A 19,942-nucleotide genomic window follows, 5' to 3' on the forward strand; every position below is an offset into this window, starting at 1 on the left:
GTGCACAAAAACGAGACCTAAAAAAACCGTGGGCAAAGCCACGGTTTTTTAAAACACACACCGATGATCAGATTATTCTGCGGTCTGATCCAGGCCATCTGAAGCAAGAGCCGCCTTAACCGCTTCACGTTTTTCACGGGCTTCATCACGGATCACTTTCACCGACTGATACCACTCGGACGGGTTTTCGATATCCCCCTCTTCCGTCAGTAGCGGATAGTCCAGATTACGCTCTTTGCAGAACTGAGCGATCTTAGGCTGCGCCCATTCAAACAGAGTCGTTTCATACTCTTCCGGATCCATACGGGATTCATCATAAAGACCCGCTTCAGCACGCTGACGCTGGGCTTCCGCCAGAATAATCGCCGCAGCGACCGACACATTGTAGGACTCCACCATGCCCATCATAGGGATCATGATGTGTTCGTCCGCAAGCTCAGCGGCAGTATCACTGACACCGAATTTCTCCGCCCCCATCAGGATGGCGCAGGGCTGGGTGTAATCCAGCTGGCGGTAATCCACCACGCGATCAGTAAAGGTTGCCGCGTAAACCTTGAAACCTTCCGCCTGCAGTTTTTTGATCGGCTTATCCACACCCTCATAGAGATGCACCTTCACCCAGCTGTGGCTGCCTTTAGCGGTTCCATGGTAAGTGCCGTAGCCATCATCAGGGTCTGCCGAGTGAACATGAGGAATGCCCACAGCATCACAGGTACGCACAATCGCCGACAGATTGCGGGATTTATGCACGTTATCGGTGATCACTGTCAGATCCGGCTGGCGGCGGTTCAGTACCGCTTTAATCTTGGCAAAGCGCTCGGGACTCACTCAGTATTCCTCGGTCAGGTGGCTGTGGGTATTTTATAACGGGGCTTCAATTTGCAGCCCTTAATGATCATGGGAAGCAAAAGCAGCGGACATTATGCAGATTGCACGCTGCTCGTCCATTCCACACCCACCAGCATTGCAAAAAACGCAAAAGCGACCTGTACCGCCAGTAGTATCTGAATCTGACGGTTGCGCTTTTTGGCACCTCCCCAGTTCACACTTCGGGCAGCCTGGCGCAGGTCGACCATGCGCAACCAGAATAATGGAACCTGTAGCAGCCAGAGCCCCGCCACCAACAGCCAGTAAACCGCCATCGACTGAACACTGAAATCCATCAGAAAAGGCGCAGCCACCAGAATCAGCAGTCCCGGCAGAGACAGTGCCTGCTGGACATTTAACGCCGAAATACGTTGGTTGTATCCCGCTTCAGGATAACGAGCAGCAGGAGCCAGTAGCTCAGAAGAAAACGCGTAGATAGCCGGCAATAACACCAGCGCCAACGCCAGCACAAGCAGCGAGGTATTTAACATCAGTTCCAAGGGAGATCCTTACGATAGGGTGACACATCATTCAGAGATGATTCGCCTGCCAGGTCAGAGAATGATGCTCGACTCAGCAGGATTTGGATTATAAATCAGAGTGTTAACCAAATGGGGTTATTTTTTGAGAGTTCAATCTCAGTTCATGGTTAACATCTTTTCGGTCCGTTATCAGACTTAACGTCTTGATGGCGCTTCCAACTGAACGTTCACTCGCTCCAGACGTCCCTGCTGATCCAGCACCACCAGCTCATAGGCACCGGGCTGCTCAAAATTCAGCATGACAGGAGCTCCGGGTTCTGTCCGTCCCTGATGGCGGCCATTCAGAAACCAGTCCCGCTCACCCTGACCACCAACGGAAAAGACCTCCAGTTGCAGACTTTGGTTTTCTTCCGGGGCATCATCCGGCTGCAGCAGGCGTTCGCCACTTTTCAGCCCGACAATATGCAAGGGTGCCGACATCAGAGCATCCGGCGCACAGCCTTTAGCTAACGAAGGCAATTGCTCACTTAAGCGCCAGCGCCGCGGAATCCAGGGCTCGGTCGGTTGCGGCCAAAGCGCCAGCTTTTGCATTGTCACCTGACCGCTTTGGGGTAAACACCCACTGCTGAGTCGCTCACCCTGTGCGTTAACCCGAATCGTCATCGGATTAGGCTGCAGACCATCTGTGACCGCATCCCGCAAGGTTGGCGGCACCTGCTTACGAATCACCCAGGCCTGATGAGCCACATGGCAATGCTCAGGGGAGGTCTCTTCCGCTAATTGCCCCAACGGCCAACAGATATTCTGCAGGCTGACGCGATCCGGCATATCGGGCCAACGTGGGTAGGGGTCGAGAAAATCCTGAATCCGGAACAGAATCGGCAGTGCTGTAATCGCACCGAAATACCCCGGCGAAGGCGTACCATCCGGTCGCCCTACCCAAACACCTATGGTCAGTTTCGGGGTAACGCCAATCGCCCAGGCATCCCGGAAACCATAGCTGGTGCCGGTTTTCCAGGCGATGCCGGGCGCCTGATCCCGAATCGCGGGATTCCGGGTCTGATCCGGACGGGCATTACGCAGCAAACGGGCAACCACCCAACTGGTTTCTTCAGACATCAGCCAGCGGCTATCGGTTTCACTTTCAGAATGGCTGGTAGCGCCACTGACATCGGCTTCATCTCCGGTGCGCCTTAAAACCTTAAGCGGCTGAACCTGCCCCTTATTGGCCAGTCCGCCATAAAGCTTCACCAGATCCCAGAGGTTAAAGCCACCACCACCCAGCGCCATGGCAAGGTTAGGCCGACTACCACCGGGCATACGGTAAGGGGTACGGACATTGGTTAAAGCTGCAGCAAAGCGCTCCGGAGTCACAGCCTCCAGCACCTGTACCACGGGCAGATTCAGCGACTGCCTGAGCGCCGTGTGAGTATCCACCGCTCCCGAAAACGCCCGGGCGAAGTTTTCCGGTTGGTACTCTTTCTGATAACGCGGCGTATCCCGCAGCAGACTGGCAGAATGGATCAGTCCTTCCTCCAAGGCTAACCCGTAGATAAAGGGCTTAAGGGTCGAACCCGGCGAGCGAATCGCCTGCACCATATCCACATGACCAAAGCGCTGCTGATTGAGAAAATCTGCCGACCCGACATAAGCGATCACCTCTCCGGAGGCGTTATCTGCCACCAGAATGGCTGCCGACTGGCCGTTGGGATACACCTGTATCTCTTCCTGCAGCAGGGTTTGCAGCTCCGCCTGAATATCCGCATCCAGCGTGGTTTGAATCACCGCCCGATCGGGATATTTCTGATGCAGCTCCCGGGACAACAAGGGGGCTAACAAAGGCATATCCGGTTGCCAGGCGACCACGGCTTCCAGTTTGGCTTGTTCAAAGGCCTTTTGATCAATCACACCGAAATCGTACAGGCGTTGCAGCACCTTATCCCGCGCTGCCCGGGCCCGTTGCGGATAACGGTCCGGTCGTAAACGGGAAGGTGCCTGCGGCAACACGGCAAGCAAGGCACTTTGTGCCAGTGAAAGCTCAGATGCAGAGCGATCCAGATAGAGACGGCTTGCAGCTTCCACTCCCTCAATCACGCCCCCCATGGGCACATAATTGAGATAAAGGGTCAGAATCTCCTCTTTGCTCAGATGCCACTCCAGCTGTATCGCCCGAAGAATCTGATGCAGCTTACCGGAGAGATTACGCTGATGGGGATCAAGACGACGGGCCACCTGCATGGTGATAGTCGAACCACCGGACACAATGCAGCCGCAGCGCCAGTTCTGCCAGGCAGCTCGGGCAATCGCAAAGGGGTTAAATCCGGGATGCTGATAAAACCAGCGATCTTCGTAATTGAGCACCGCCTTAAGATAATCCGCTGAGACCTCATTGAGCCCAACCTGATATCGCCAGAGGCCTTCATGGTCAGCAAAAATTCGCAGAGGACGTTTGTAGCGATCCACCACCGTCTGAGCAAAACCTAATCGATTCGATCCGGCTTTTTCCTCGATCCCAGAACCACGCTGATCAACCATCCGACCTGTATTTCCGGGCAGAACTGCCTCAAGGGGATAAACCCGATCCAGCACCGCAAAACAGAGTGCAAACAACAGACAAAAGAAAAGCAGCAGGCCAAGTAGGCCTGCTGTCAGAGGGTACTTACGTCGGAATTGGTCAAGCTTCTTGTTCAAAGCAGCTCTGCCCTTACTCAAAGCCGTTCTACTTTTACTCAAAGCCGTTCTACTGTTGAGCTTCTGTATCCGGCTGAGAAACAACCAGCAGTCCCGGAGAATCACTGATGGCGCGAACTTCCGGATCGTACATATCTTCAACCAGGGAGTTCGGAATCCGGTAACTGCCCGGAGTCACAGCGCGAGCCAGATAGAAGATACGGGTCACTTCGTGCTCTCCCCAGCGCTCATCTTTACCGCTGGAAAGCGCGGTGACGAAACGATCATCACGGTATTCCTGATGGCGGATATCTGCCTGTTTCATCCACTGATCCAGGGTCTGGCCTTCAACGCTGATCTCATTCAGTTTCAGGCTGTCCCCCAGATTCTGGTTCTCCAGCTCAAGACCGGCAGGCAGCAGATCAACCAGCAGCAGATCAGGACGGAAGCTATCGCTGCGTACAAAGAGGCTGACCAGAACACGGTCACCAGTCTGCAGCTCTATTTTGCCATCACGCACCGACAAACGCTGACCCGATGCATCCATAAAGCTTCGGGTCACCAGAACCCCACCTTCACTGGAAGCCGGAGGTGCCGTCTTCGGTGTACTCTGAATCGCAAAGTCCGCATACAGGGTGGATTGACTACGGTTGATAATCTCTGCTCCCTGCATCAGATCTTCACCTTCCGCACTCAGGTAGAAACCTTTGTCATAGGTGTAACGGGAACTCTTACTGCCCAGACGAACCTCGGCCTGCCACGGTTTACCACCGAATGCGGTCAGCGCCTGAGACATCTGCAACACGGAGATCTGTTCCTGAGTACTCAGATAGCGGCGCTTTCTCAGCTGCCCGCTAACGGAGCGAGCCAGATTCTGAAGCCGTCCGGAATCCATATCGTGTTCCGCCAGCAGGCGAGCCTGTTGCGCTTTATCACGAATCAGAGAGCCGTAGTGACCGATATAACGCCAGCCACCATCGGAGGTCATCAGATCCGGCCCTGTGGTACGGGCGATCAGGATATTGGCCAGCCCACGGTCACCCTGCAGTTTGGCGGCAACCGCCAGCTGAACAATACTCAGAGATGGCGTTTGACTGGTCACGCTCTGTGCCAGACGACGGATATCCGCCAGCGTCGCACGGTTGTTACGGGCCAGTACATAATGAGCATAAGCCTGATAAGCAAAACGGTACTGATCCGGTTCCGGCGACCAGCGTTCACGCATATTGCCGCGTCCACGGGTATAGTCCTGCAGACGCTTCAGAGTACGTTCCATCAGAGCGGAATCGACACTAACACCGGCATTGACGGCATCGGTCATAAAGTGACCAGCATAAGCCGTCAGCCAGTGCTGTTCATACTCATCGGTGGCCGACCACATACCAAAGCCGCCGTTGCTCTTCTGCTTTTTAGCCAATCGTTCCAGACCGGCTTCCAGCGCGGACTGACGATAGGCCGGTGAGTACTGAGCACCACCAATCGCCTCCAGCTCACTATCTAGGCTATAAAGCCACGGATAAGTGCTGCTCACCGTTTGCTCCAGACAGCCATACGGGTAGTGCAGCAGGCTATCCAGATGACGGTGCACATCTAACGGCACTGTATTAGCAATACCGGCAGCAATCTTGAGACTTTCCGGGTTGATTGAGGATGGATCTGCGGCGAAATCAGCTGGCTCCAGAACCAGACTCTTACCCGGTGCGAGCGAACTGCGCTTCACTTGCGTACTCACCGGATACGGCTGACGGCTGATCAGCCCCCAGCGTCGATCTACCGGATACTCTTCAAGTCCGGTGACTTTAGCGTTGAACTCAATCCGGCCGTTACGGTTGCCAGCGGTAAAGCGATAGTTCAGGGTACGCTTTTCTTTATCCGCTAAGGTCAGGGTTTGTGTCAGCGCGGAAGGATCGGCAAAGGTCGCTGGGCCTGTCGCCTGCATCTGTACCTGAACCTCCTGAGGCGCACCGCTCAGATTAGTCACATCCAGAGCAACCTGAGATTCATCGCCAGCAGCGATAAAGCGCGGCAGCGACAGCTGTGTCACCAGAGGTGCAGCAACGATAATCTCTTCTTCCAGATGGCCAAAGCGGTTGTCATCAAAGGCCACCGCCATCAGACGCAGGCGACCGTTGAAGTCCGGCAGATCTAACGGAATCACCGCCTCGCCATTTACGACATCAACCCGGCCGGAGTAGAGGGATACGATCTGAACCTCTGAACGGGCAAGATCACCACCACGGGTCAGGCCGCCATCACCACCAAAGGCGATACCGGCATTTTTGTCATCATTCAGTTCGATCAGATCCGCATACATATCATGGTGCTTAACCTGATAGCTGCGCTGAGCAAAGAAGAAATCCGCAGGTTCCGGGGTTTCAAAACGGGTAATGGAAAGAATACCCACATCCACCGCAGCCAGTGTCACCCAGGCTTTCTGAACCGGCTGACCTTGGCTGTCGGAGATTTTGAGACGGGCTTCCACCGTCTGATTCGGTAACCACTTCTCCGGCAGTTCTGTCGTTACCTGCAGGCTGCGCTCGGTGCGATCCAAAGGCAGATGCGTCAGACCAATCGCCCGGGTTGGCGTAATACGCCCCTCTTTATCACTCGGTTGCAGGTGCAGTGCGGTGATGTAGATATCATGTCGCTTCCATTCAGGATCAACCGGAATCTCAACCACGGAGCCTTCTTTCGGCGTTGTGATCCGTTTTGACCAGAGCAGTCGATCACTTTCCACCAGAATCAGAGTTTCACCGGCAGATGGTGGTGTCACCGTCAGCTGTACCTTGTCACCGGCCTTGTAAGCTGGTTTATCCAGCGTCAGGGCAACCTGATCCGGAAAAGAAGAATTCTGAGGCTGATCTCCCCACCAGTAATCGGTTTCAAACGGCAGACGGGTCACAAGACCTGTGCTGTTATCGGTGATCTCCAGACGATACTGCCCCCAGTTAACCGGAATCTGCAGCTTGTATTTTTCACCGGCTGCAATGGAAACCGGCAGGGTCAGCTCGGTGATATCCTGATCAGTATGGGTCGCATACCAACCCCGGCTATCACTGAAACGCCAGTATGTTTTACGGGTCTGGTTAACCACCTTGACGGTCAGATCCTGTTTGGCTAACAGCTCACCCTCAATATTGGTGTAGATCAGATCAAACTCTGCCAGACTGTTGCTGGCGACCTTGTCATCAAACAGAGGACGCACACCGACCAGGCTGTTGGCAGGCAGTAAGTGAACGGTATGACGACGCACAACCGGACGACCACCACTCTCGAACAGGCTACCGGTAATCTGCGCCTGTAAAGGAATCTTGGTTTCTTTCCAGCGCGGCTGTTCCGTCAGCACCAGTTCACCGGCTGCATTCAACAGCTGATTCGTTCGGGAAAACGCCTGATTCCAGTCACTGTTCTTCGGCTGACCAAAGAAGAAATCCGGGAAGGCCGCAATCGGGTGAACTGACGGGGAGATTTTAAATTCGGCATCAAAGCGGTTATTGGCCGCTGGAGCACCGTACAAATACTCACCCAGCACCTTCACACTCAGAGGTTGGGAGGCCATCTGAGCCAGCGGTTGATTATCCGGATTCCAGCTGATTTTCAGCCGCTCCGGCATAAAGTCTTCCACCTTAAAACTGTAACGCCAGACCTGATTGGCAGGGCCTTTCACCTGAACCTGCCAGTTACCGGTTTTAGCATCAGCAGCCAGCGGATAATCAAAGCTGTAGAAGCCGTTACCGCTACTTTCCCAGCTCAGATTTTTCACTTTCTGCCCATCCGGGCGCACCAGTGTCAGCATCAGCTTGGTATCCGGCAGACGCTGACCATCTTCATCCCGTAGCAGAGCATTAATGGTCACGGTATCACCGCCGCGATAGAGATCGCGGGGCGAATAGATAAAGAGCTCACGCTGCAGGAACTGGCGGGAACCTGTTCCCATTCGGGACAGATCCAGTGGCGGCTGATTCAGCGGCATCAGAGTAACGGAGTTGCCTTCGGTGACCAGCAGCGCTTTCTGGCGGTAGGGTTCAACCTGATAAGGAATATTGGTTTTGCCCATACCGGTTGTGCTGTGCCAGCGGTTGTTAGCACCCTTATAGGTCAGCAACTCGACCCTGGCACCTACCACAGGTTTAGCATCGGACAGGCGATGTACATATACATCCATCGCATCACGGTAACGGCGAACGTGGACACCCAGATCCGTCACACTGAACCAGTTTACAGACAGGGTATTCTCAAAACGGGTCGGATCCCGCATCACTGCCAGATAAACCCCCGGATCTTTTAAAGCAGGGATGTTCTGCACCGGCAGATTCACGGTCTTCAGCTTATTAGCTTCAGCATTGAGTTCGAAGCGGGCTTCATAGACCAGATCCAGCAACTCTTCGATATCGTTCAGGCGGTAATAACCTTCACTGGTGCTGCTCCGCTTCCAGCTCAGTAAAGTACGCAGGGCTGCCTCATCATTTTTCACCCGGAAGAAGCTGACATTAGCCTGAGGCACATTCTGACTTTGCACCGGTAAACCACCGGAGCCATTTAAAGGCAGATAGTGACCATCGCTCAGAAAGCGAACAATTTTAGGCGCAGGACTCAGGGTGACAGCCTTGGAACTCGATCTGGACAAGGTTGCCCCGTTGGCGGCCTGCAGACCTTCCGCCACCAGTACTTCATATTTCGTTTCCGGTTCAGGATTCAGCAAATAGAGAAACAGGCCATCTTCCGAAAGCACCCAGTTAGTGTTGCGACTGGCAACCTGAACATAGGACTGAAAAGGCTTACTGCCATCCAGCGGCGCGGAGAAGCGGATACCAACGGTATTACCGTCGTCATAGCTAACCTCACCGATGTGGGTCACGGTTAAAGGCAAACCGGCATAGATATCATTCGGCTTATCTGCCGCTGAAGCCGGTACGGCGATCAGCAGAGAGACCATCATAAGCATGGCTAGCAGGTTCTGAACCAGAACCCCTGATGTAAGCCAGGACATAGAAGGCTGATGAGAAGGCCGGAGGCCGGACAGATACCGGTCACCGAAAACGGAGGTCTGAATCATACGGATATTCCCTGTGGAAAAGCCACTTACAGAACCGGTTGAGATTCCCGTTACCGGAAATCTGGTCTGCAATAACATTAGATCGGACAGCAGAGAGCAAAAACTCTATCTGAAAATTTTGCCGAGTATAACTGATTGAGGCCACGGGTATAGGATCAGAAGAGGGGCTCAAAGGGAGCAAGAGTAATTTTTTCCGCCTGGTTCACCTTTTTTCGACTGAAATTGGCATTTTTTGCTGATTTAACGCGATATTCGCACCCAAAAATTACAATTCATTACAGTTTCGGCACATTTTATCGGTACTATTGTCCGTCTTCTCTTCTACGACTTTCGTCAACCTTTATCCTAGACGGCATGCCTTTATGCAGACGCTAAGATTTAATCAATTGTCGATTACAAGTCGCGTATTGATCTCACCGATCACTATTTTGTTGCTGCTGATTTCTGTCAGCGCCATCGCTCTTTTCTCGCTGAAGCGAATCGACCGTGATGTGGCGGCGGCCACTACCCAGATTGCGCCTATGACTCAGCAAGCTCAGGCGATCAGCGAATATCTGTCACGACAGCGTATTCTGGTACTGAACTACCAGCAAAATCCTCAACCCCTGATGCTGGATGAGTTCGCGACCCGTGAAAAAGCTTTCAGCGAAAATCTGGAACAGCTACGCCCTTACATGAACTCTGCGGGTCAGCAGGAACTGCTGGATCAGGTTCAGCAGCTGAATCAGGGCTATTCCGATCTGTTCCGGGACAAACTGGTGGGCTTTATGAGCCAGCAGCAAAGCCTGCGGGAAAATCTGGAATCCGCCTCAAGAGGCACAGACCGCGCGATCAAAAAGCTGGTCTCTCAACTGACGGCTAATGGTCAGAGCGATCTGTCAGAGCTGGTGGTTGTGGTCAGTGAGCTACAGGCAAACTTTCAGCAGGCCCGCATCTTCCTGCATCAGTATCTGACCCACAGAGACGAGAATCTTCTGGCGGAAGCGGAATATTACCTCGGCGAAGCCCGCGCCTTTCAGCAGCAGCTCGACAGCCCGGGGCTGAGCGAAAAGATGCAGTACCGCATCGAACAGCTGACCAAATCTCTCGATGGCGTAGCGCTGATCATCAACGAAGGCCGTCAACTGACCCATAAGCGTCAGGCAGTTCAGGAGCAACTGGATAGCTCAAGTGATGCCATTTCAGTGGCGGCATCAGAGCTGAATCAAGGCATTCTTGCCCTACTGGATGACACCAGTGAGACGGTGCAGAGCCTGACCCAGCAAACCCGCTCCGGCCTGATTGGTGCCAGTGCTGCCGCTGCCATTGTCGGCTTGTTGCTGGCGATTCTGATCAGCCGCAACGTACGCCGTATTCTGCTGCAGCTGAACCGTCGTCTGACCGATATCGCTTCCGGTGATGGTGATCTGACCGCCCGTCTGCCGGAACAGGGCGGGCAGGAACTAAGCCTGATCGCCCGCAGTTTTAATCAGTTTATGATCAAGCTGCAGACACTGATCCAACAACTGGTACGCAGCACCGACAGTCTGGCTTCTGCCAGCAGTCAGCTGGCCACCAACAGTCAGCAAAGTGTGATCAACGCCCAGCAACAGCAGAGCAGCGTGCACTCGATCAATCAGGCGATCAGTGAACTGGTGGATCAGATCGCCACCATCGATCACAACGCCCAGCAGGCAAACGCTGTAAGCCGGGATACAGAAACCTCTGCCCGTGCCGGTCAGGACGATATCGAACAGACCCATAAAGCATTGGAAAACCTGTCCGCTCAACTGGCACTCTGTTCACAGCAGGTACTGGGACTGAGTGAACGTACCGACAGCATCTCTGAGATCACCGATGATATTCAGGGCATTGCCGATCAGACCAGCCTGCTGGCTCTGAACGCTGCTATTGAAGCAGCACGCGCAGGCGAGCATGGTCGCGGTTTTGCGGTAGTCGCCGATGAGGTGCGCCACCTTGCCAGCCGGACTCATCAGATGACCGAACAGATCGTTGCTATCGTACGCACCATCGGCGATGAAGTGCAGCAAACCTGCTCCGATATGGAACAGCTGCAGCAGCAGTCTGATCAGACCCTGAAGCTAGCCAGCAAGACTCGCCAGGCACTGCAGAATATCGGCCACTGCGCACTGGAAACCCGTGAACAGATCGCCTCTATCGCGGATTCTTCAGAGCAGCAGACCGGCCAGGTTCGGGCACTGCAACAGCAGAGTGAAGCCCTGCAGCAGACTCTGAATGAAGCCGCGCAGGCAAGCGAAGAACGGGCTGAAGCCAGCCGGATTCTGGATACTCTGAGTCAGGACCTGCAACGTATGGCGCGCCAGTTCCGTACCAGCTAGCGCCATAGCAGCCAGCCCCGTACCAGCCAGCCTTAGCGATAACCGGAGCCAGCGTCCGCTCCATAAACAGAGCCAGCAGGCTTCGGTTATTCGACTAAAAACGCTATTTTCCGGCATCTGATTATTAATTTTTGCTTCAGATGCTGGAGCTTTTCTGCTCTCAGGAGTAACGTAAAGCCCAACTCCAAAGCAGCACCCGATAAAAATAACGCTGCGGATCTGACAAAGATTTTCTTGCAAAGACCAAACCCGCACTGGTTGCCAAAACGATAACCCATATCGATAACGACACATTCAGGCTCTACCTGCCATTTTTCCGCTAACGTCACGTTGTGGGAAAGTCGCGGAGTGTTGAGCTCTGCCTGTCTGAATCCCGTATTTTGATCCGGCCGTCTGAGTCAGACCTGCCGGTGGAGCTTGTGTATGTCTCATACAGACACTGCCATTCAGCGTCACCAGTCCGCCTTCTGGAAAGCGAGCCTGGCGCTCTTTTCCGGTGCTTTTGTCACCTTTGCCAATCTGTACAGCACTCAGGCGCTGCTGCCTCTGCTCGCCCGGGAGTTTGATATTTCACCGGCCGCTGCCAGTCTCAGTCTATCGGTTGCCACCGCATCCCTTGCGGTTGCGCTCCTGTTTACCCCCGGTATTTCTGACCGTGTGGGACGTAAGAGCGTGATGGTGACCGCCCTGCTGCTGGCCTCAGTACTGGGTTTTGTGGTGACCTTTGTTCAGCACTACAGCCTGTTGCTGATTATTCGAGGCCTGCAGGGTTTTGCACTGGCGGGACTGGCTTCTATCGCCATGACCTATGTGAATGAAGAGTTCAGTCAGGAGTGTCGCGGTCTAGCCATGGGCCTCTACGTCAGCGGCACCACCGTGGGCGGTATGTCCGGACGTATCATTACCGGAACCCTGACAGAGCTGTACAACTGGCATCTGGCGTTACAGGTGCTGGCGGGTATCAGCCTTGCCTGCAGCCTGATCTTCGCCTTTGCCCTGCCGGCGTCGAAGCATTTCGCCCCTCAGAGTCTGTCGTTAAAAGCGATGGCAAAAGGCTTTGCTCACCATCTGGGACACTGGCCGCAACTGGGACGTTTTCTGCACGGTTTCCTGCTGATGGGCGGTCTGGTTACCCTCTATAACTACGTCAGCTTCCGCCTGCACGATGAGCCTTATCTGCTGAGTGAAGCGGCTATCGGTTGGCTGTTTGTTATCTATCTGCTGGGCACCTTCAGCTCTACCTGGATGGGAGCTAAAGCGGACAGGTTTGGCCCGCGTCCGGTGCTGCTGATCTGCATGTTACTGATGCTGGCCGGACTTCTGCTCACCGTGTTAGACGGTCTCTGGATCATTATTGCCGCGATGGGAATCTTCACCTTCGGCTTCTTTGGCGCGCACTCTATCGTCAGTAGCTGGGTGGGACAGGCGAGCAATGAATATAAGGCTCAGGCATCGGCGCTTTATCTGTTGTTTTACTATGCCGGTTCCAGCCTGATCGGCTCCGTGGGTGGGTATTTCTGGAGCCACTGGCAGTGGCTGGGCATTACCGGGCTGGTGTTGGCTTTGGTTTGTACCAGCGGCCTGATCGCCCTGACCTCAAAAGATTAAAACCGTCTCAAATTTTATAGCTGCCGCAACTACCATAACGGTCACTACGAAAAAGCCGCTGAGGAAAACTCCTCAGCGGCTTTTGCTTTCTATGCCGGACACATCTTATTTCAGGTGCATCTTATTTCAGCTGCATTTCTTAGCCTGGCGATCAGACCTTAAACTGACGTACCAGATTGTGCAGGGTATCCGCCTGTCCCGCCAGCTCATCACTGGCATGATTTACCTGGTCAGTGGATTCAGATGTCGTCTGGGACAGATCCACAATATTCACCACGTTACGGTTGATCTCTTCTGCCACCAGAGACTGCTCTTCGGCGGCACTGGCGATCATGTCGTTCATATCCCGAATCGACTCAACCGCTGCCAGAATAGTATCCAGCGAGCTGCCCGCTTCGGTTGCGGTAGCTTCGGTCGCTTCGGTGTATTTCAGGCTCTCGTCGATCACAGTTACCGCTTTCATAGCCGCAGCCTGCAACTGCTCGATCATGCCCTGAATCTCATCGGTACTTTCCTGAGTCCGTTGCGCCAGCGTGCGAACTTCATCTGCCACAACCGCAAAGCCTCGGCCATGTTCACCGGCACGTGCTGCTTCAATCGCGGCGTTTAGCGCCAGCAGGTTGGTCTGCTCGGCGACGTTACGGATCACATCCAGCACACTACCGATGTTTTCACTGTCAGAGCGCAGGGTCTTGATCACATCCGCCGAGTTTTTCACCTGCCCATTCAGGTCATGAATGGCACGGATCGCATCCTCAACCTGAGCTTTACCCTGACGGGCCTGCTCATCGGCGCGGTTAGCCGCAGCAGCTGCTTCACCGGCGTTTTGCGCAACTTCATGCACAGTTGTGGACATCTCATGAATCGCGGTGGCGACCTGATCGGTTTCCTTCGCCTGCTGAGCAATGGTGGTACTGCTCTCACGGGTGATCGAGGACAGTTCCTCTGCTGCGGCAGATACTGCTTCTGAGGATTTATTAGCCTGAATGATCACCTGATGAATCCGTTCCACAAAAGCGTTGAAATGGAAGGTCAGCTGGGTGATTTCATCGTTACCCCGAACACGCAAACGGGAAGTCAGATCACCTTCACCCTGACTGATATCCTGCATCGCCTGAACGGTGGCTTTCAGCGGACGGGTAATACTGCGGGCAATCAGCCAGGCGATAGCCGCCATAACGCCGATAATGACAACTGCAGCAGACAATACCGAGATCATCTGACGGTTAAACTGGGCATCGATATCATCGATATACGCACCTGTGCCCACAGCCCAGCCCCATGGCTTGTACGCCAGGACAAAGGAGAGTTTTGGCACAGGCTTATCAGAGCCGGCACGGGTCCAGTGGTATTCAGACACAAACTCGCCGGTGCTTTGCAGCTTAGGGCCCATACCGGCAAAAAACTGTTTGTCGTTAACATCTTTAATCTGGCTCAGGTCTTTACCAATCAGCTTATCGCTGACGTGCATTTTAACTATGCCGTTCAGATCCTGAACCCAGAAGTAATCGTTCTGGCCAAAGCGCATCGGCTTCACCAGCTTAAGGGCGGTATCCTGAGCTTCTGCCAGCGTCATACTACCTGCCTGAACCTGTTTATTAAGACCATCAAACAAGCTGATGACAGATTCATTCAGGTGACGGAGTTCACTGGTTTTCTGATCGGTATAACCATCACGGGAATATTGAAGGGAGACAACCAGCAGCACACTGATCGAGGCAAAGACCAGTAACAGAAGCAGCCAGATGCGCAATTGGATTGGTAGACGGCGAAACGTCATTTCCATAGGGGAGATCCTTAGTTCTTGCTATGAGCGGCGGTCGGATTTTCAGCGTCTGTGTGGGGTATAATTTTTATTGATCAGACACTGACCTAACGTACGCTCTGTTTATTGTTATGGCCTCTAAGATGCCACTTACACAACGCATTACAAGTCATTAATGTAGCCTTCTGTTTAATAGTGTAACTTTGATGCCTCAAAAAAAAGTGGCATCCTGATGAAATCAGTAATGCCACTGTTTTAGATCACTTTTTTTACAATTCTTTTGGATCAGATCCGGAACTGACGTACCAGACTGTGCAGGTTATCCGCCTGCTGCGCCAGCTCTTCACTGGCGTGATTTACCTGGCTGGTGGACTCAGATGTGGTCTGGGAAAGATCCACAATATTCACCACGTTACGGTTGATCTCTTCTGCTACCAGAGACTGCTCTTCAGCGGCACTGGCGATCATGTCGTTCTGGTCACGAATCGATTCCACCGCAGCCAGAATACGATCCAGAGACTCTCCGGCTTCTGCCGCAGTTGCTTCTGTGGCTTCGGTAAATTTCAGGCTCTCATCCATCACAGATACCGCCTGGAGCGCTGCAGTTTGTAGCTGCTCGATCATGCCCTGAATCTCATCAGTGCTCTCCTGAGTCCGCTGTGCCAGTGTACGTACTTCATCTGCCACAACCGCAAAACCACGACCATGTTCACCGGCACGGGCTGCTTCAATGGCAGCATTCAGCGCCAGCAGATTGGTCTGTTCGGCAACATTACGGATCACATCCAGTACTGAGCCGATATTTTCGCTGTCAGAACGCAGGGTGTGGATCACATCAGCAGAGCTCTTCACCTGACCGGTCAGGTCATGGATCGCACGGATCGCCGTTTCAACCTGCTGTTTACCCTGAATCGCTTCCTGATCAGCCTTGTTCGCTGCCGCTGCGGCCTGACCCGCGTTTTGCGCGACTTCATGCACGGTTGTGGACATCTCATGAATGGCAGTCGCCACCTGATCGGTCTCTTTCGCCTGCTGAGCAATCGTGGTGCTGCTTTCGCTGGTAATAGAGGACAGTTCTTCTGCTGCGGCTGAAACCGCTTCTGAGGATTTGCTGGCCTGAATAATCACCTGATGGATACGCTCAACAAAGCCGTTGAAGTAATGGGTCAGCTGAGTGATCTCATCATTACCCTCCACTTTAAGACGAGCAGTCAGATCACCTTCACCCTGACTGATATCCTGCATTGCAGCCACCGTAGATTTCAGCGGACGGGTAATGCTGCGGGCGATAAACCAGGCGATCAGAGCAATCAGGCCGATAATGATGGCGGAAACAGTGATCACAGAGTATGCCTGCTTCCAGAAAGCGTTTTCGATATCGTCAACATAGATGCCGGTTGCTACCGACCAGTTCCATGGCTTGTACGCCAGTACGTAGGTGAGCTTAGGAATCGGCTTGTTGCTGCCAGCGCGGGTCCAGTGGTACTCCGCAAAGCTTTCGCCCCGGCTTGCCAGATCACGGGCAACATCCTTCAGGAAGTACTTACCGTTAATATCTTTAATGCTGGCGGCATCAACACCATTGAGGGAATCCTTAATCGGGTGCATCAGATAGATACCCTTGATATCCATCACCCAGAAATAGTCATTGTCGCCAAAGCGGGTGGCACGCACCTGATCCAGCGCCAGCTGCTGAGCTTCTTTCAGACTCATTTCACCAGCTTTCACTTTGGCATCAAGCGCATCAAACATAGTCGCCACCGACTGAGTCAGGTGACGCAGCTCAGTAACTTTCAGCTCGTTAAAACTTTCACGTTCCTGCTTAAGGGTTACCGCGATCAACAGCGCCATACTGGTGAAAGCCAGCAGCAACATAAACCAGATACGGTGGTGAATCTGAAAACGACGAAAAATGGATTCCATGGGGTTGTCCTCTCAGGAGAAGATCTAGTCAGTCGAACGGCCCCTGCTTTTTTTATTTTCAGGCCACAAACTAATCAGGCAATTAATAGGTTTGTTTAATTTGGAGCGCATTAAACCTTCAGCATTGACCTGCATCAATTAGAGAACTGTTGTGTTGCGTTGCGAAATGTAACCATACCTTTTATATGCCTAATAAGATTAGGTTTATATTTTGTCTTCCTGATTAGTTCATTCCATTGAAAGCCCGCCGCTTTGTCGCCAAAATCAATCTCTACTAAAAACCTGTTCTGTGAGTTAAAAAGCTCCGGTTACAAACAGCCTGAATACAACAACAGCTCCCACGAGGCCTACTTATGCAAGCTATGGTGATCCGTCAGTACGGTGATGCAGCCGTGTTCGAACAAGCAGAGATGCCCGCTCCGGTTATCGAACCGGGTCATGTGATTATTAAGGTCGCAGCCACCAGTGTGAATCCGCTGGATACCAAGATTCGTGCCGGAGCTGTGCCTGCAAACCCTGAGTTCCCTGCGATTCTGCACGGCGATGTTGCCGGTATCGTGACGGAAGTCGGTGAAGGTGTAGATCGCTTTGCAGTCGGTGATGAAGTGTTTGGTTTTGCTGGTGGTATCAAGCGCTACCAGGGTGCTCTGGCGGACTATATGCTGGTCGATGCCCGCCTGATCGCAAAAAAGCCTGACAATATCGCCTTTGCTGAAGCTGCTGCTTTACCGGTGGTTTTCATCACCGCCTGGAAAGCTCTGGTAGAACGTGCTCAGGTTCAGCCACAGGATAAGGTCCTGATTCACGCGGGTACCGGCGGCGTAGGACACGTTGCCATTCAGGTGGCTAAATGGGCGGGTGCCAAAGTTTACGCCACTGTCTCGACACCGGAAAAAGCTGAGATCGCCCGTAATCTGGGTGCTGATGATGTGATCTTCTATCGCGATGAATCCGTGGAAGATTATGTTGCCCGCTGCACCGATGGCAAAGGCTTCGATGTGGTATTCGACACCGTCGGCACCGATAACATGGATCGTTCCTTCCAGGCCGCCCGTGTCAGCGGAACCGTTGCAACCATCGCTGCCCGCTCCACCCATGACCTGTCGCCACTACACGGTAAGAACCTGACACTGCACGTTGTCTTTATCGCCACACCTTTGGTTCATGGCGTCGACTTTGAAGCACAGACAGAAGTTGTTGATGCGATGAGCAGTATGGTGGCCGACGGCTACGTTAAGCCGCTGCTGGATGAAGATATGTTCAGCTTCGAGGAAGTGGCCAAAGCTCACCAGAAAGTAGAAGCGGGAACCGCCATCGGCAAAGTGGTGTTGCTGCGCTAATGACCACACTACTGCTTATCAAAATTAGCGTATCCATCGCCACGGTAATCGGGCTTTCCCTGATCGCTGAGCATGTAAACCCGCGCATTGCGGGTTTACTCTCCGGTTATCCCTTGGGGACTGCGATTGCTCTGTTCTTTATCGGCTACGAGATCAACCCGGAGTTTGCGGCAGAAGGTGCGGTTTATACTCTGGCAGGCTTTGCCAGTACCCTGATGCTGACCACGGGCTATCTGTTTGGGATGAACCGACTGACAACGGCTAAAGAACTCAATCACCCCGCCAAACAACAGCAACAGGAAACCGGCAGCTGGTTAGCGATTGCTCTGGCCAGTGTATCCGGCCTGGCACTGTTTCTGGCTTCCGGTCTTGCTATCGATCAGCTGGAACTGAACCTGATTACTGCAGCCTGTCTGCCAACCTTGGCCATTCTTGGCTGCCTCTGGTTCTACCGCCATATTCCGGAAACTCAGGTCACTAAGCGGGTGGCTATGTCGGTTTCGGTACTTTTGTTCCGCGCAATCACCGCCGCTCTGATCGTGGTGCTGATTACCGGTGCGGCCCATCTGGTGCCTTCATCCACGGCAGGTATTCTGGCGGCCTTCCCGATCTCTATGTTCCCGTTTCTGGTACTGATGCATCGTACCTATGGCCCGGGCAAAGCATTGACGGTAATTAAACACTACCCGACGGGCCTGGGTTCTCTGATGGTTTATGCCACAGGTGTTGCCTGGTTCTATCCATCCCTTGGCTTGCTGTGGGGCACCCTGTTATCACTGGCGCTGGCCACGGTTTATCTGGCGATCGCGCCACCCTATATGGATAAACTGAGAAACCTGCTGGTCAGCAGAGCACCTGCCTGATCCCTGCAAATCACAACGCTTGAGAAAAACAATAATTAAGGATTGCTATGTACACTCAGACAATTAAACCTGCATTCTGCGATACCGATGCTCTGGGACACATCAACAACACCAAGCTGCCGATCTGGTTTGAACAGGCCCGAAATGAGCTGTTCCATATTTTTACTCCGGACCTTGATCCGCAAAAATGGCAGCTGATTCTGGCAAAAATCGAAGTGGAATATACTGGCGAGCTTTTCTACGGTCGTGATGTCACCATCAAAACCTATGTCGGTCATATCGGAAATTCATCGTTCCAGATCTGTCAGGAAGCCTGGCAGGATGGAAAAATGGGCGCAAAAGGTATTGCGACCATGGTGCATTACAGCTTTGCAGAGAAAAAGAGCCAGCCACTGAGTGATCATCACCGTCAGGAACTGGGACAGCTGCAGCAAGATTGAGCCCCTAATAACAGAAATAATCAGGAAAATTCAGCGATGACCCCGGGAATCCGTCAGGCAAAAAAAGCCGGTATTCACTATGAGATCAAAGAGTATGCTCACGATGCCGGAGCCGAATCCTACGGTGGCGAGGCGGCCGCTGCACTTGGCTTATCGGAAGATCAGGTTTTTAAAACTCTGATGGCGAAAAGCAATGATGGCAAACTGGTCATCGCCGTCGTGCCGGTTTCCGGGATTCTGGATCTGAAAGCTTTGGCAAAAGCCTTTGGCTGCAAAAAGATGGAGATGGCAGATCCTGCGCTGGCAGAGAAAACCTCCGGCTATGTGGTTGGCGGCATCAGCCCTCTGGGGCAGAAAAAACGGCTGCCAACCTTTATCGACGCCAGCGCTCAGACTCTGGAAACCATCCATGTCAGCGCAGGTAAACGGGGGCTGGAACTTGCACTTAAGCCGGATGATCTGCTGACACTAACCAATGGTAAATGGGCTGAAATCGGTAAGGCCGATTAAGTCGGGGCCTGAACCTGAACCTGAAAATCAGGACAAACGACGGAAACAAAAAATCCCCGCGGGAGGCTCACGACAAGCA

12 protein-coding genes are annotated in these 19,942 nt (G+C 53.2%); 6 read left to right on the forward strand and 6 right to left on the reverse strand.

The window, feature by feature from the left end; genetic code table 11:
• Positions 1 to 72: 72 nt before the first annotated feature.
• The 4 genes from trmH to BV405_RS12120 all read right to left on the reverse strand — a co-directional run bounded on the left by trmH (position 73) and on the right by BV405_RS12120 (position 9,075).
• On the reverse strand, positions 73 to 828 hold the full coding sequence (gene trmH / locus BV405_RS12105; RefSeq protein ID WP_086481087.1) for a tRNA (guanosine(18)-2'-O)-methyltransferase TrmH: 756 nt from the start codon (positions 826 to 828) through the stop codon (positions 73 to 75).
• A gap of 92 nt (positions 829 to 920) precedes the next feature.
• Positions 921 to 1,367 carry a hypothetical protein gene (locus tag BV405_RS12110; RefSeq protein ID WP_086481088.1) on the reverse strand — a complete coding sequence of 149 codons (447 nt, stop codon included), beginning with the start codon at positions 1,365 to 1,367 and terminating at the stop codon, positions 921 to 923.
• Between the two features lie 177 nt (positions 1,368 to 1,544).
• Positions 1,545 to 4,040, reverse strand: coding sequence for a penicillin-binding protein 1C (gene pbpC, locus BV405_RS12115; RefSeq protein ID WP_086481089.1), 2,496 nt, complete (start codon positions 4,038 to 4,040; stop codon positions 1,545 to 1,547).
• Between the two features lie 49 nt (positions 4,041 to 4,089).
• Positions 4,090 to 9,075 carry an alpha-2-macroglobulin family protein gene (locus BV405_RS12120; RefSeq protein WP_176330134.1) on the reverse strand — a complete coding sequence of 1,662 codons (4,986 nt, stop codon included), beginning with the start codon at positions 9,073 to 9,075 and terminating at the stop codon, positions 4,090 to 4,092.
• Between the two features lie 386 nt (positions 9,076 to 9,461).
• Here BV405_RS12120 and BV405_RS12125 point away from each other — a divergent pair, with 386 nt between their 5' ends.
• Both BV405_RS12125 and BV405_RS12135 read left to right on the forward strand, forming a co-directional pair.
• Entirely contained in the window at positions 9,462 to 11,414 is a 1,953-nt protein-coding gene (locus tag BV405_RS12125; protein ID WP_217895636.1) for a methyl-accepting chemotaxis protein, read from the forward strand.
• A 423-nt stretch (positions 11,415 to 11,837) separates the two neighbouring features.
• Positions 11,838 to 13,022, forward strand: coding sequence for an MFS transporter (locus BV405_RS12135; protein WP_086481093.1), 1,185 nt, complete (start codon positions 11,838 to 11,840; stop codon positions 13,020 to 13,022).
• Positions 13,023 to 13,173: 151 nt separating this feature from the next.
• Here BV405_RS12135 and BV405_RS12140 read toward each other — a convergent pair whose 3' ends face one another.
• Entirely contained in the window at positions 13,174 to 14,808 is a 1,635-nt protein-coding gene (locus tag BV405_RS12140) for a methyl-accepting chemotaxis protein (protein ID WP_086481094.1), read from the reverse strand.
• Positions 14,809 to 15,072: 264 nt separating this feature from the next.
• Complete coding sequence (locus BV405_RS12145; protein ID WP_086481095.1) at positions 15,073 to 16,710, reverse strand: methyl-accepting chemotaxis protein; 1,638 nt, start codon at positions 16,708 to 16,710, stop codon at positions 15,073 to 15,075.
• A gap of 353 nt (positions 16,711 to 17,063) precedes the next feature.
• On the opposite strand from BV405_RS12145, the gene BV405_RS12150 reads away from it, so the two are divergent.
• The 4 genes from BV405_RS12150 to ybaK are packed head-to-tail and all read left to right on the forward strand — an operon-like array spanning position 17,064 to position 19,863.
• Positions 17,064 to 18,050, forward strand: a complete 987-nt coding sequence (locus tag BV405_RS12150; protein WP_086481096.1) for a zinc-dependent alcohol dehydrogenase family protein — start codon at positions 17,064 to 17,066, stop codon at positions 18,048 to 18,050.
• Entirely contained in the window at positions 18,050 to 18,913 is an 864-nt protein-coding gene (locus BV405_RS12155) for a hypothetical protein (protein WP_086481097.1), read from the forward strand. The genes BV405_RS12150 and BV405_RS12155 overlap by 1 nt, the downstream gene beginning before the upstream one ends.
• A 47-nt stretch (positions 18,914 to 18,960) precedes the next feature.
• Positions 18,961 to 19,353 (forward strand): acyl-CoA thioesterase, encoded by a 393-nt coding sequence (locus tag BV405_RS12160; protein WP_086481098.1) that lies wholly within the window; start codon positions 18,961 to 18,963, stop codon positions 19,351 to 19,353.
• Positions 19,354 to 19,389: 36 nt separating this feature from the next.
• On the forward strand, positions 19,390 to 19,863 hold the full coding sequence (gene ybaK / locus BV405_RS12165) for a Cys-tRNA(Pro) deacylase (protein ID WP_086481099.1): 474 nt from the start codon (positions 19,390 to 19,392) through the stop codon (positions 19,861 to 19,863).
• The last annotated feature ends 79 nt before the right edge of the window (positions 19,864 to 19,942 follow it).

This window comes from Oceanospirillum sanctuarii, assembly GCF_002150805.1.
GTDB classification, from domain to species: domain Bacteria; phylum Pseudomonadota; class Gammaproteobacteria; order Pseudomonadales; family Halomonadaceae; genus Oceanospirillum; species Oceanospirillum sanctuarii.

Excerpts from the sequence above, each read along its gene's own strand:
- BV405_RS12120 (WP_176330134.1), bottom strand. The coding sequence starts at position 9,075 with ATGATTCAGACCTCCGTTTTCGGTGACCGGTATCTGTCCGGCCTCCGG.
- ybaK (WP_086481099.1), top strand. The coding sequence starts at position 19,390 with ATGACCCCGGGAATCCGTCAGGCAAAAAAAGCCGGTATTCACTATGAG.
- BV405_RS12140 (WP_086481094.1), bottom strand. The coding sequence starts at position 14,808 with ATGGAAATGACGTTTCGCCGTCTACCAATCCAATTGCGCATCTGGCTG.
- BV405_RS12150 (WP_086481096.1), top strand. The coding sequence starts at position 17,064 with ATGCAAGCTATGGTGATCCGTCAGTACGGTGATGCAGCCGTGTTCGAA.
- BV405_RS12155 (WP_086481097.1), top strand. The coding sequence starts at position 18,050 with ATGACCACACTACTGCTTATCAAAATTAGCGTATCCATCGCCACGGTA.
- BV405_RS12135 (WP_086481093.1), top strand. The coding sequence starts at position 11,838 with ATGTCTCATACAGACACTGCCATTCAGCGTCACCAGTCCGCCTTCTGG.
- BV405_RS12145 (WP_086481095.1), bottom strand. The coding sequence starts at position 16,710 with ATGGAATCCATTTTTCGTCGTTTTCAGATTCACCACCGTATCTGGTTT.
- BV405_RS12160 (WP_086481098.1), top strand. The coding sequence starts at position 18,961 with ATGTACACTCAGACAATTAAACCTGCATTCTGCGATACCGATGCTCTG.